Raw genomic sequence first — 12,898 nt, 5'->3', positions numbered from 1 at the left:
CCGGCATGCGAGTCCGGTGAGGCAAGGTAAGCCAAACATTATAGCCCGGAAAATCAAGGCCTCACAAGCCGGACCGGGCGCTGCGCTGGCGTCTGGCCTCGAACAGGCAGATGCCGCTGGCGACCGATACGTTCAGGCTTTCAACGGTGCCGTGCATCGGAATCATCGCCAGCACGTCGGCGGTTTCGCGCGTCAGCCGGCGCAGGCCGTCGCCTTCGGCGCCGAGCACCCAGGCCACCGCGCCCGACTGGTCGACGGCATACATCGACTGCGTCGCCTCGCCGGCCGCGCCGATGGTCAGGATGTCGCGCTCCTTCATCTCGCGCAGGCTGCGCGCGAGGTTGGTGACGGTCACATAGGGCACGGTATCCGCCGCGCCGCTGGCCACCTTGATCGCGGTGGCGTTCAGGCCGACCGCACGGTCGCGCGGCGCGACCACGGCATGGGCACCCGCCGCATCGGCGACTCGCAGGCAGGCGCCGAGATTGTGCGGATCCTGGATGCCGTCGAGTACCAGCAGCAGCGGCGGTTCGGACAGCGCATCGAGCACGTCGTCCAGCGAGCGGTAGGGAATCTGCGCCAGCACGCGCGCCACTACGCCCTGATGGCGGGCTGCCCCACCTGCCAGCCCGTCGAGGCGCGCCGGGTCGGTTTGCACCAGTTTCACACCGGCGGCTTCGGCCGCGCGGACGAGGTCGCGCATGCGGCCGTCGGTCCGTGCCGTCGAAACGAACACCTCCTTCACACTGTCCGCGGCGTGACGGATTTTTGCCGTCACCGCGTGGAAGCCGAAGATATAACGCGTATCGCCACTCATTTCCGGCCACCACGCTTCGGTGCGGCCGGCTCAGGCGGGGTGTCCTTCGTCCCGCCGCCGTTTGCTGCGGCCGGCTTCGAAGATTTGGCGGGCGACTTCGACAGCAGCAAGGCCGCGGGCTTGCCGGCAGCTTTCGCAGCCGGCTTCGTGGCCTGCGATTTTGCAGCTTCGCGCTTCGCGGGCTCCGGCTTTGCAGCCTTGGGCTTCGCAGCCTTTTTCGCGCCGCTTTTGGCTGGCTTGGCTGGTGCGTCAGGCGCTGGCTTCGATGCCGCTTTCGATTTTTTGCCAACGGACGGCTTGTCCGGAGCAGCGTACGGGGATGCAGCTGCCGCAGACGCCTGAGCCGCTTTCCTGGCTGCCCGACCCCTACCGGTCTTCACCGTCTTCGGCGGCGGCGCCGGCTCGACCGGTTCAACCGCGACCCGCTTGCGCGATGAAGGACCGGTCGGCGCGGCCTTGGGCGTCAGCGATGCGCGCGGCACGCGGCCGAAATCTTCGCTACCGCCCGCCAGTCTGAATTCGATGCGGGTGTTGTCCAGATCGACCCGCACGACCTGAATGCGCACCCGGTCCGCGAGGCGATACATGCGTCCGCTTCGCTCCCCAACCAGACGATGCTTGCCCTCTTCGTAGTGAAAGTAATCGGCGCCCAGTTCGGAAATGTGCACAAGCCCTTCGATGAAGACATTGTCCAGCGCGACGAACAGACCGAACGGCACGACGGCCGATACGCTGCCTTCGAACTCTTCGCCGACGCGATCCTGCATGAAATAGCACTTGAGCCAGTTCTGGACGTCGCGGCTGGCTTCGTCGGCACGCCGCTCGGTGGTCGAGCAGTGCAGGCCGATGTCCGACCAGTCACCCGGCTCGTAGCGCTTCTTCGCCAGCGCCGCCTTGATCGCGCGATGCACCAGCAGATCGGGATAACGGCGAATCGGCGAAGTGAAGTGGGTGTAGGCCTCGTAGGCAAGACCGAAGTGGCCCACGTTGTCGGGGCTGTAAACAGCCTGACGCAGTGAACGCAGCATCACGGTCTGCAGCAACTGACGGTCCGGGCGGTCGCCGATCTGCGTCAACAGTGCGGCATAGTCCTTCGCGTGCGGCTTGTCGCCACCGCCGAGCTGGAAGCCGAATTCGCCGAGGAAGGCGCGCAGCTTCTGCAACCGGTCCTCGCTCGGGCCTTCGTGCACGCGATACAGCGTCGCCTGCTTGCTGTCTTCGAGAAAGCGTGACGCGCACACATTGGCCGCGAGCATGCATTCCTCGATCAGCCGGTGCGCATCATTGCGGGCATACGGAACGATGCGGTCGATCTTGCCTTCATCGTTGAACAGCATCAGCGTTTCGACGGTTTCGAAGTCGATTGCGCCGCGCTTGGCACGCGCCTTCTCGAACACGCGGAACACCGCATCGAGCGCTTCGAGGCGCGGCAGCAAAGGCTTCAGGCGTTCGCGTGTCGCAGGGTCCTTTTCGTAAATCGCCGCCGCCACGTCGGTGTAGGTCAGCCGTGCCTTCGAATTCATCACTGCAGCGTAAAAGCTGTAGTGCTGGATGGCGCCGGTGGCCGACACGTCCATGTCGCACACCATGCACAGTCGATCGACTTCGGGGTTCAGCGAACACAGACCATTCGACAGTTTCTCGGGCAGCATCGGAATGACGCGGCGCGGGAAGTACACCGAATTGCCGCGTTCGAAGGCGTCGATGTCGAGCGGCGCGTCGGGCTTCACGTAGTGACTGACATCGGCGATGGCGACGATCAGGCGGAAGCCCTTGCCCTGGCGTTCGGCGTAGACCGCATCGTCGAAGTCGCGCGCGGTTTCACCGTCGATGGTGACCAGCGGCAACGCGCGCAGATCTTCGCGCTTGCCGATGTCTTCCGGCCTCACTTCGTCGGGCAGGCGTTTTGCCGCAGCCAGTGCCTTGGCGGAAAATTCGTGCGGCATGTCGTGCTTGCGCAGCGCGATTTCGATCTCCATGCCGGAATCGCCGAAATTGCCCAGGACCTCGACCACGCGACCGATCGGCGGCGTGTAGCGGGTCGGCTGTTCGATCAGTTCGACTTCGACCACGCTGCCGGCTGCGGCCTTCAGTGCCCGCTTCCCCTTTTCGGGTGCAGCCAGCACGATCTGCTGGCGGATGCGGCGGTTCTCTGCAATGCAGAACTGCACGCCGTGCTCTTCGACGACGCGTGCGACCAGACGCGTATTGCCGCGCTCGGTGACCTCAACCACCCTGCCCTCACGGCGGCCGCGCCGATCTAGCCCGGTCACGCGCACCAGCACACGGTCGCCATGCAGCACGCTGCGCATTTCCTGTGCGCTGAGGAAGATGTCGCCCTTGTCGCCTTTTTCGCCCTTCTTGTCCTTGCCGTCACCGGTGATGACGAAGCCGAACCCGTCCGGGTGTCCTTCGACCCGACCTGCAACGAGGTCTGCCTTGTCGGGAATGATGTAGGCATCGCGCCGGTTGCGCATCAGTTGTGCCTCGCGCTCCATCGCGCTAAGGCGGCGCACGAAGTGCTCGCGCTCCTCGGGCTGGATGTCGAGCGCTTGCACGAGCTCGTCGGCGCTCATCGGCATTCCGGCCTCTTCGAGCATCTGCACGATGTACTCGCGGCTCGGCAGGGGATTGTCGTAACGCGTCGACTCGCGTTCGAAGAACGGGTCGGCGCGTCGAATCTTGCTCGGTGAATTCTTCTTCTCTGTTTCTCTTGACAACGTGAATGCTTTCTTTAGAATGCGCAGCCTCTTGCCCAGGTGGCGAAATTGGTAGACGCGCTAGTTTCAGGTACTAGTGCCGCAAGGTGTGGAGGTTCGAGTCCTCTCCTGGGCACCAAGAAGCAAGGACGAAAGCCGACAGCGATGTCGGCTTTTTTCTTTTCCTGTCCGCTTTGTTCCTGCCGACGTTCCTGACTGCATCGGTCACTGTACCCATTATGAACCGCATGGCCTTTACGGACATGCGGTCCCCGGCCCCGCCATCACTCACTCGAACGGATGGCGCAGCAGAATGGTTTCGGTACGGTCCGGCCCGGTGGAAATCATGTCGACCGGTACGCCGCAGATTTCCTCGATGCGCTTGAGGTAGCTGCGGGCATTCGCCGGCAGTTCATCGAGCGCCTTGATGCCGAAGGTGGTGTCCTTCCACCCCGGCAGGGTTTCATACACCGGTTCGCAGCGCGACAATTCCTCCGCGCCAACCGGTAGGATGTCCGACAACTCTCCTTCGATGCGGTAACCGGTACACACCTTCAGTTCCTCGACGCCATCCAGCACGTCAAGCTTGGTCACGCACAGGCCGGATATGCCGTTGATCTGGATCGAGCGCTTCAGCGCGGCGGCATCGAACCAGCCACAGCGACGCGGACGACCCGTGGTGGCACCGAATTCATTGCCCTTGGTGGCCAGATGGCGTCCTGTGTCATCGAACAGTTCGGTCGGGAACGGTCCGCCGCCGACGCGCGTCGTGTAGGCCTTGGTGATGCCCAGCACGTAATGCAGCATCGTCGGACCGACGCCGGCACCCGCAGCCGCCGCACCTGCGACGCAATTGCTCGACGTGACGAAGGGGTAGGTGCCGTGGTCAATGTCGAGCAGTGTGCCTTGAGCACCCTCGAACAGCAGGTTTGAGCCCGCCTTGTTCGCTTCGTAAAGGGCGCGCGGCACGTCGGCCACCAGTTTTTCGATGCGCGGCGCCAGCGCGAGAGCGCCGTCGAGCGTTTGCTGGAAGTCGACCTTGGGCGCGCCGAAATACTGCGTCAGCACGAAGTTGTGATAATCCAGTATCTCCGCCAGCTTGGCTGCAAAACGCGTCGGGCGCAGCAGGTCCTGCAGGCGCAGCGCACGGCGCGCCACCTTGTCCTCGTAGGCCGGGCCGATGCCTCGACCGGTGGTCCCGATCTTGTTCTCGCCCTTGGCGGTTTCGCGGGCACGATCGAGCGCCTGGTGGTACGGCAGGATCAGGGGACAGGCTTCCGAAATGCGCAGGCGCGCCGCAACATCGACTCCGGCAGCCTCCAGTTCGTCCATCTCGGACAACAGCGCCTCGGGTGACAGCACGACACCATTGCCGATGTAGCAGGCCACGCCTTCGCGCAGCACGCCGCTCGGAATCAGGTGCAACACGGTCTTCTTGCCACCGATCACCAGCGTATGGCCGGCGTTGTGACCGCCCTGGAAGCGCACCACGCCCTGTACCGAATCGGTCAGCCAGTCGACGACCTTGCCCTTGCCCTCGTCGCCCCACTGACTGCCGACGACCACTACGTTCTTTGCCATGCTCAAACCTTTCTATCGAGCGACACGATGTGCCACTCACCTTCAACGAATTCCAATTGGCGGTCACATCCCAGTTCGGCGATATCGTCCGGATGACCCGGCAGGTCCACCACCACGATTTCGCCGGCGTCACGCAGTGCGCGAATCCGCTGCATCAGCGCGGCATCATGGACATACGGTGCGCGGATGCCCGAGCGCCGTTCGAGTTGCGGCGCCTGACGCGCCAGCTGACGCAGATCCAGGCTGAATCCGGTCGCCGGACGCGCCCGGCCGAAACTCTTGCCCACTTCATCGTAGCGCCCGCCGAGCGCGATCGCCTGCGCCTGACCGGCACAGTATGCGGCGAACGTGATTCCACTGTGGTAGTGATAGCCGCGCAGGTCCGCGAGGTCAAAACCGAGCGCGTCGGCATCGACTGTCGCACCCACGCGTTCAAGTTCCGCCAGCGCGGTCGCGATTTCCGGGAAATCCGGCAGCGCTGCGCGCGCGCGCGCCAGTGTGTCAGCCTTTCCGTAAAGATCGGGCAGTGCGAGGAAGGCAGCCTTGAGCATAGCGGGTTCATCCACCAGCAGTTGCCGAAGCGACGGCATGTCCTTGGCCTGAAGCGCTGCAAACAAGTCCTGCAATCCGTCTTCGCTTCGCAGCTGAGGTGACTCCAGGCGGTCGGCCAGCGCTCGAAAGATGCCGACATGGCCAAAATCGATGCGTGCCAGCGCAACCTGGGCAACATCGAGCGCCCTCAGCAGCAAGGTGACCAGTTCGACGTCTGCCTCGATCCCTGCGTGGCCGTATAGCTCTGCACCGAGCTGTATCGGTTCTCGCGTCGCGTTGAATCCGGACGGCAGTGCATGGACGACCGAACCGCAGTAACACAGGCGGACGACGCCGTTGCGATTCAGCAGATGGGAATCTATGCGCGCGACCTGGGGCGTGATGTCGGCACGCAGTCCCATCGTCCGGCCCGACAGCTGATCCACCAGTTTGAAGGTGCGCAGATCCATGTCACGCCCGCTGCCGGTCAACAACGATTCGATGTATTCGACCAGCGGCGGGACGACCAGCTCGTAGCCCTGGGTCAAGCACTCATCGAGCAAGCGCCGACGCAGGTTTTCGACCTGACGTGCCTCGTCGGGCAGCAGGTCTTCGATTGATTCGGGCAATAACCAGCGACGCATCACTTGAACAGCGCAATCAGCGCAATACCGATAATCATTGAGGTCAGACCGACGAAACGAAGCTGGCCGTCGGCCAGCTCGGTCGCTCTGCGGAAGGTTTCGCGCCACAGGCGCGGCGCCACGAAAGGCAGAACGCCCTCGATGACGAGCATCAAACCCAAGGCGATGAGCAGAATTGAATCCATCATGAAAAAAGCACAGCCCGCATTGCGGGCTGGTGACTTTTCATTCCGTACGGCGAATAAATAACCGGTGGACTATACAGCAGCTCGGACGCCAAGGGGTCCGACGCTCATTTCACGGGCTGCCGGCCACTGTTGTTGAGATAACGGAAGAAGTCGGACGTCGGCTCGACGACCATCAGGTCGCTCTTGTTGCGGAAGCTCTTCTGATAGGCGTCCATGCTGCGGTAGAAGGCATAGAACTCAGGGTTTGCGCCAAATGCGTCGGAGTAGATGGCCGCCGCCTGCGCGTCGCCGTCACCCTTGACCTTCTGTGCTTCGCGATAGGCTTCCGCGACGATGATTTCGCGCTGACGGTCGGCGTCGGCACGGATCTTCTCCGCTTCCGCCGAACCCAATGAGCGCAGCTCGTTGGCAACCCGCTTGCGCTCCGCTTCCATCCGGCGGTACACCGATTCCGACACCTCGGTCGGCAGATCAACGCGCTTCAACCGCACATCGACGATCTCCACACCGATCTTGACCGCATCGACATTGGCCTTGCTGCGCATGTCTTCCATGATCTTTTCGCGCTCGCCCGACACGACCTCATTGACCGTGCGCCGACCGAACTCCTCGCGCAATCCTGCGTTCACTGTCTGCAGCAGGCGCGTTTCCGCAAGTCGCTCGTTGCCGCCGACCGAGATGTAGTACTGCTTGACGTCGGTGATCCTCCATTTGATGAACAGATCGACCAGCACGTTCTTCTTTTCCGACGTGATGTAGCGCTCGGGGTCAGCGCTGTCGAGCGTCAGGATGCGGCGGTCAAACAGGCGCACGTTCTGCACCAGCGGCCATTTGAAATGCAGGCCGGGTTGCTCGATCACGGTGCGCACTTCTCCGAGCTGGAACACGATGGCGTACTGGCGTTGATCGACCGTGAACAGCGAGCTGGACAGCACGATCAGGGCGACGATGATGCCGCCGAAGAAGAGAGGTAGTTTTTCGCGCATCAACGCTCTCCCCGCTCGCGGGCGCGCAGCGCATCGCGCGATCGCATGTCGGCGGCTGCCGCATCACCCGACATCGACGGAAGCGGCATCGTGTCGTTGCTGCGGCTGCCCGCCGCAACATCGACCGCAGCGGCGCCTGCCTGTTGCATCAGCTTGTCGAGCGGGAGATACAGCAGGTTATTGCCGCCCTTCGCGTCGAGCAGCACCTTGCTCGTATTCATCATGACCTGTTGTACCGTGTCGATATACATACGCTGGCGTGTGACTTCCGGCGCTTTCACGTATTCGGCAAGAATCTGCTTGAAGCGACTCGCATCACCCTGCGAAGTCGCGATGATCCGTTCCTTGTAGCCGTTGGCCTCTTCGAGCAGTCGCGATGCCGTGCCGCGCGCCTTCGGAATGACGTCATTGGCGTACGCCTGACCTTCGTTCTTCTGCCGTTCCAGATCCTGCCCGGCCTTGACGGCGTCGTCGAAGGCGGCCTGTACCTGCTCGGGCGGCTGGGCGTTCTGCAGCGTCAGGCGACTGATCTGGATGCCGGTCTGATAGCGATCGAGTATCTGCTGCATGATGCGCTGCGCATCGACGGCGATCTGTTCCCGTCCTTCATAAAGAACGAAGTCCATCTTGCTCTTGCCGACTACCTCCCGCATTGCGGTTTCAGCGGCATGTACGACCGACTCTTCGGGCAGTCGGTTCTGAAACAGGTAGGCCACGGGATCCTTCAGAATGTACTGCACCGCGAACTGGATGTTGATGATGTTCTCGTCGTCGGTGAGCATCAGTGCTTCCTTGAGCACCTTGTTGCGTTCCGCACCGCGATAGCCCACTTCGACCGTGCGCACGCCGGTCAGATTGACCAGCTCGTGCGAGTCGATCGGATACGGCAGGCGCCACTGCAGTCCCGGGTCGGTCGTCTCGACAAGTTTGCCGAAACGCAGCACGACGCCGCGCTGGCTTGCGTCAACGATGTAAAGACCGCTGGCCAGCCAGACGATGACGATCAGGCCGAGCACCACGCCGATGCCACTGCCAAACTGACGTGGTGTCACCGGCGGACGGCTTTCGCCACCGCCATTGTTCGACTTGCCGCCGAAAAGCCCGGCCAGACGCTTGTTGAAATCGCGCCACAGGTCTTCCAGATCGGGAGGTCCCTGGTTGCCGCCTTTGTTGCCATTGCCGCCCTGATTGCCCCAGCGGGGGTCATTCAGCGACATCAAGATCGCATTCAGCACGTTCGGATTGGACAGGTAAGGATGAAAGTTGAGGGGAGCGCTTGTCGTCTTCCGTGGAAGACGTGTCACCGCTCTCTGCTGAGCTGATCACTCGGAGTGCGGAATTCGTCCGCGGTTCCAGGTTCAGGCCTCGGGGATCGTCATTTGGAGGCACCCGCTTCGCGGCGGCAATCCTCTCAGCCTGCAATCGCGCCGCGATGACTGACCGCAAATCAGCCAAACCCGCACCGGTGCGAGCACTCACGCGCACTTTGCAAATGTTATCACAGCCTGCCGGATCGGCTCCCGGCTGCAGCGCAGGCATCAGGTCTACCTTGTTCAGCACCCGTATCTGCGGCACTGCATCGGCGCCGATTTCGGCCAGCACACGATCAACCGCTTCGATCTGCGCATCGCGATCCGGCGCCGACGAGTCGATGACGTGCAGCAGAAGGTCTGCGCCGGCCGTTTCTTCAAGCGTCGCGTGAAACGCGGCAACCAGTGTATGCGGCAGGTCGCGTATGAAACCCACCGTGTCCGACAGCACCACCTGCCCGAATTCGCCTAGATAGAGCTGTCGAGAAGTCGTATCCAGCGTCGCGAACAACTGATCCGCGGCGTAGCTGCCCGCCTTCGTCAGCGCATTGAACAACGTGGACTTGCCCGCATTCGTGTAACCGACCAGCGCTACCACAGGCGTCGACTGCCGCTCGCGCGACTTCCGACGCACGCCGCGTTGGCGCTCGACCTTTTCAAGCCGCTCCTTCAGCGCCTTCACCCGGTGGCCGAGCAGGCGGCGGTCGGTTTCAAGCTGCGTTTCACCCGGACCACGCAAGCCGATGCCGCCCTTCTGCCGTTCCAGGTGGGTCCATCCGCGGACCAGACGGGTCGACAGATGTTCGAGTTGGGCCAGTTCGACCTGCAGCTTGCCCTCATGACTGCGCGCGCGCAGCGCAAAGATATCGAGGATGAGCGCATTGCGATCGATTACGCGTCGCGAGAGCGCCCGCTCGAGATTGCGCTGCTGGCTGGCCGACAACTCGTGATTGAACAGGACGATGTCCGCTTCGTTGGCATTGGCGAGGTCGAGAATCTCGGCCACCTTGCCCTTTCCGGCGAAGGTCGCCGGATCGGGAGCTTGCCGCTTGCCGCCTGCTCGCGCTACCGGCACCGCACCCGCGCTCAGTGCGAGCAGCGTGAATTCGTCCAGTCGGTCTTCGTAATCGCCTTTGCCGAGATCAAGCTGGACGATGACCGCACGCTCGCCGGTTTCCGGCCGCTCAATCATGTGAACGAAGTACCTGCCGTTGACCGCTTTCGCCGGTCAAGCGCCGTCGCCCTGGTCGTGCTGGATATTCACCGGACGCGCGGGCACGACAGTTGAAATTGCGTGCTTGTAGACCATCTGCGTCACCGTGTTCTTGAGCAGTACAACGTACTGGTCGAACGACTCGATCTGACCCTGGAGCTTGATGCCATTAACAAGGTAGATCGCGACCGGTACGTGCTCACGGCGCAGGGTGTTGAGGAAGGGGTCTTGTAGCATTTGCCCTTTGTTGCTCATGTGGACACCTCTTGTTTATTTGAAATAGGACTCTACTGGATTTTTTGATGCACCGCAGCTTCGGACCCCCCGCCACGCATTTTGATCCCCGATTGCGTCATCATTTCTTCGATGCTACGAACGGGTTGTGCGCGGTGCGGAATTCAACCCTCAGCGGCGTGCCCTGAAGCCGGAATATTTCCAGAAAATAGTGTTCGAGATAGCGCCGGTAACTTTCGGCAATATGTTCGAGTGCGGCGCCGTGGATGACGATGATCGGTGGATTCATTCCACCCTGGTGGGCATAGCGCATCTTGGGCCTGAACAGGCCGTGCTTCGGAGGCGACTGTTTCTCGACAGCCGCCTGCAGCGCGCGCGTCAGCCTCGGCGTGGGCAGTTTGGTCATCGCCGCTGCGTAGGCGGCGTCGACCGCGCCAAAGAGGCCGCTCACACCCAGTCCCTCGAGCGCCGAAATGTACAGGTGACGCGCGAACCCCAGAAAACCCAGCTTGCGCGCGATTTCACGCTTGAAGATTTCGCGCCGGTAACTGTCCACGGCGTCCCACTTGTTGACCGCCAGCACCAGGGCACGGCCGCTTTCGACGATGAAACCACCGATATGGGCGTCCTGATCGGACACTTCCTGCGTCGCATCAAGCACCAGCACACAGACATTCGCCTGCTCGATCGCCTGCACCGTCTTGATGACCGAAAACTTCTCGATCGTTTCGAATACCCGGCCCTTGCGGCGCAGCCCCGCCGTATCGATCAGCGTGTAGCGCTTGCCGTTGCGTTCGAAAGGGATGCTGATCGCGTCGCGCGTCGTACCCGCCTGATCGAAGGCGATGACACGCTCTTCGCCCAGCAGCGCATTGATCAGTGTCGATTTCCCGACGTTCGGGCGACCGGCCACGGCAATCTTCGGGACGCGATCATCCGGCTCCGTTTCTTCGTCGTCGGCAAACCCGCTCAGGCAATGATCAAGCAGGTTGCGGACGCCTTCGCCGTGGGCGGAGGAAATCACGTGCAGCTCACCCAGCCCGAGCTCGTGAAACTCGGCCGCGACGATTTCCTGCCGCATGCCTTCTGCCTTGTTCACTGCAACCACCAGAGGCTTGCCGACACGGCGCAGACGAGCGGCGATTTCCCGGTCATGCGCGGTCAGACCGGCTCGACCATCTACGAGGAAAATCAGTACATCCGCTTCGGCAATCGCCTGTTCGGCCTGCGCCGCCATCTCGACCATGATTCCGTCGCGTGCGGTCGGCTCGAATCCACCGGTGTCCACGACAAGAAACGGCCGGTCGCCGAGGCGGCCGTTGCCGTAATGACGGTCGCGCGTCAGACCGGGAAAATCGGCGACGAGCGCGTCTCGGGTTTTGGTCAGCCGGTTGAACAGTGTCGACTTGCCGACGTTGGGGCGACCTACAAGTACCAGGACGGGTTTCAAGCTATATCCTCAGCGGGCCGCCAGGGCCCGCACGATGCCGGCGCGGCTCTGCGCCACGAAAGCGGTGCCATAAGGGCGCAGCGACGCATTGACCGTGCTGCCGTCACCCTTGACCCGGGCGAGGAAGGCGCCGTTCTCGGTGCTCAGCAGATGCAGCAGTCCCTCGCCATCGGCGACGGCCACGGCGCCCTCGAGCGCAAGTGGCCGCCCTGGATAGCGGCGCTTGAGCTTGTCCTGCTTCCAGACGCTGGCGCCGGTCGCGCGATCCAGGGCGTGAATGGAACCATTGTCGTCGCTGACGTAGAGGTTCTGGGCATCGATATCGATGCCGGCGGCACTCGATATGTCGCGCGTCCAGATCGACTTTCCGGTACTCAGTTCGAAGCACGCCACACGCCCCTGAAAGGCCGAGGCGCACACGTCCCGACCGACGATGACCGGCAGGCTGGATACGTCGGCGATGCGTTCGAGCTCCGTCGCACCGCGCGACAGCGCCACGTTCGATTCCCACACCGCGACACCGGTGCTGCGATTGATCGCAACGAGCTTGCCGCCGGGGAATCCTGCAATCAGCAAGGACGGTGTGCTGATCACGCCGGCGTGAGTGCGCAGCGTGAGCGACGGATTCGGTCGCTGGTAATTCCACTTGCGCGCGCCGTCGATCGCCGTGAAAGCCTGGATACGGCTGTCGGCGCTTCGCACGAACACCATGTCATCGGTCACCAGCGGCGCGCTCAGTACTTCCGAACTTACAAGGCCTACCCACATCGGCTTGCCGTCGAGGTCGAACGCCAGTACATCGCCCTTTTCAGTGCCGACGACAAGTTGCCGCTCATTGGCGCCGATGCCACCCGACAAGGGCTTGCCGGCGTTGATCTTCCAGACCTGCCTGCCGTCGTCCAGACGAGCGATCGTGCCATCGCGCGCGGCGACAAAGATGCTGCTGCCGATCACCGCCGGTTCGAAAACCGAATTGCCGGACTGACCGACTTCGTAGCGCCATAGTTCGGTCATCGGAACACTGGCTTCAAGCGGCTCGAGTAGCGGCATCTTGGGCTTGGGCGGGCCGCTGAACGGATTGAGGCTGTCCAGGCTGTCGAGCGTCGAGCCACACCCCGCCAGCAGTGCGCTGGCCACCAGCAGAACGATCAGTCTCGTCACCGGGCGCCACCGACCGCATCGAGCTTGATCTCGACCACATTGCGATAGCCCTGCGGTGCCGCGCTGGCCAGCGCGCCACCCGCC

General features: G+C 62.7%; 11 protein-coding genes and 1 tRNA gene. 1 reads left to right on the top strand and 11 read right to left on the bottom strand.

All coding sequences use genetic code 11. The features are described from left to right. Window positions 1–61: 61 nt before the first annotated feature. Together rlmB and rnr are read right to left on the bottom strand one after the other, a co-directional pair. Window positions 62–817, bottom strand: coding sequence for a 23S rRNA (guanosine(2251)-2'-O)-methyltransferase RlmB (rlmB, locus tag NMQ16_RS00345; protein WP_257078473.1), 756 nt, complete (start codon window positions 815–817; stop codon window positions 62–64). Continuing rightward, entirely contained in the window at window positions 814–3,537 is a 2,724-nt protein-coding gene (gene rnr, locus NMQ16_RS00340) for a ribonuclease R (RefSeq protein ID WP_257078472.1), read from the bottom strand. The genes rlmB and rnr overlap by 4 nt, the downstream gene beginning before the upstream one ends. A gap of 33 nt (window positions 3,538–3,570) precedes the next feature. Between rnr and NMQ16_RS00335 the strand changes: the two genes are divergently transcribed. Further along, window positions 3,571–3,655 (top strand) — tRNA-Leu (locus tag NMQ16_RS00335). A gap of 149 nt (window positions 3,656–3,804) precedes the next feature. Here NMQ16_RS00335 and NMQ16_RS00330 read toward each other — a convergent pair. The 9 genes from NMQ16_RS00330 to bamB form a co-directional block, all read right to left on the bottom strand. Next, window positions 3,805–5,097: an adenylosuccinate synthase gene (locus NMQ16_RS00330; RefSeq protein WP_257078471.1), complete on the bottom strand. Its 1,293-nt coding sequence runs from the start codon at window positions 5,095–5,097 to the stop codon at window positions 3,805–3,807. Window positions 5,098–5,099: 2 nt separating this feature from the next. Then, window positions 5,100–6,272 (bottom strand): ATP phosphoribosyltransferase regulatory subunit, encoded by a 1,173-nt coding sequence (locus NMQ16_RS00325; protein ID WP_257078470.1) that lies wholly within the window; start codon window positions 6,270–6,272, stop codon window positions 5,100–5,102. Next, window positions 6,272–6,457 carry a DUF2065 domain-containing protein gene (locus tag NMQ16_RS00320; protein WP_069037363.1) on the bottom strand — a complete coding sequence of 62 codons (186 nt, stop codon included), beginning with the start codon at window positions 6,455–6,457 and terminating at the stop codon, window positions 6,272–6,274. Before NMQ16_RS00320 ends, NMQ16_RS00325 begins: the two co-directional genes overlap by 1 nt. Window positions 6,458–6,564: 107 nt before the next feature. Continuing rightward, entirely contained in the window at window positions 6,565–7,446 is an 882-nt protein-coding gene (gene hflC / locus NMQ16_RS00315; RefSeq protein ID WP_257078469.1) for a protease modulator HflC, read from the bottom strand. Further along, window positions 7,446–8,663, bottom strand: coding sequence for an FtsH protease activity modulator HflK (gene hflK, locus NMQ16_RS00310; protein ID WP_257078468.1), 1,218 nt, complete (start codon window positions 8,661–8,663; stop codon window positions 7,446–7,448). Before hflK ends, hflC begins: the two co-directional genes overlap by 1 nt. Then, window positions 8,650–9,948 carry a GTPase HflX gene (gene hflX / locus NMQ16_RS00305; protein WP_257078467.1) on the bottom strand — a complete coding sequence of 433 codons (1,299 nt, stop codon included), beginning with the start codon at window positions 9,946–9,948 and terminating at the stop codon, window positions 8,650–8,652. Before hflX ends, hflK begins: the two co-directional genes overlap by 14 nt. A 36-nt stretch (window positions 9,949–9,984) precedes the next feature. Further along, window positions 9,985–10,224, bottom strand: a complete 240-nt coding sequence (hfq, locus tag NMQ16_RS00300) for an RNA chaperone Hfq (protein WP_257078466.1) — start codon at window positions 10,222–10,224, stop codon at window positions 9,985–9,987. Between the two features lie 100 nt (window positions 10,225–10,324). Then, window positions 10,325–11,653, bottom strand: coding sequence for a ribosome biogenesis GTPase Der (gene der / locus NMQ16_RS00295; RefSeq protein ID WP_257078465.1), 1,329 nt, complete (start codon window positions 11,651–11,653; stop codon window positions 10,325–10,327). A gap of 9 nt (window positions 11,654–11,662) precedes the next feature. Continuing rightward, a complete protein-coding gene (gene bamB / locus NMQ16_RS00290; protein WP_257078464.1) occupies window positions 11,663–12,814 on the bottom strand; it encodes an outer membrane protein assembly factor BamB in 1,152 nt (383 codons plus the stop codon). Between the last annotated feature and the right edge of the window lie 84 nt (window positions 12,815–12,898).

The organism is Methyloversatilis sp. XJ19-49 (assembly GCF_024580145.1).
GTDB lineage: Bacteria > Pseudomonadota > Gammaproteobacteria > Burkholderiales > Rhodocyclaceae > Methyloversatilis.
The sequence above is the reverse complement of the archived record's forward strand: the minus strand, read 5'-3'. Positions and strand labels throughout refer to the sequence as shown.

Coding starts and splice junctions, on each gene's coding strand:
- rlmB (WP_257078473.1), bottom strand. CDS start 817: ATGAGTGGCGATACGCGTTATATCTTCGGCTTCCACGCGGTGACGGCA.
- NMQ16_RS00330 (WP_257078471.1), bottom strand. CDS start 5,097: ATGGCAAAGAACGTAGTGGTCGTCGGCAGTCAGTGGGGCGACGAGGGC.
- NMQ16_RS00325 (WP_257078470.1), bottom strand. CDS start 6,272: ATGCGTCGCTGGTTATTGCCCGAATCAATCGAAGACCTGCTGCCCGAC.
- NMQ16_RS00320 (WP_069037363.1), bottom strand. CDS start 6,457: ATGGATTCAATTCTGCTCATCGCCTTGGGTTTGATGCTCGTCATCGAG.
- hflC (WP_257078469.1), bottom strand. CDS start 7,446: ATGCGCGAAAAACTACCTCTCTTCTTCGGCGGCATCATCGTCGCCCTG.
- hflK (WP_257078468.1), bottom strand. CDS start 8,663: ATGTCGCTGAATGACCCCCGCTGGGGCAATCAGGGCGGCAATGGCAAC.
- hflX (WP_257078467.1), bottom strand. CDS start 9,948: ATGATTGAGCGGCCGGAAACCGGCGAGCGTGCGGTCATCGTCCAGCTT.
- hfq (WP_257078466.1), bottom strand. CDS start 10,224: ATGAGCAACAAAGGGCAAATGCTACAAGACCCCTTCCTCAACACCCTG.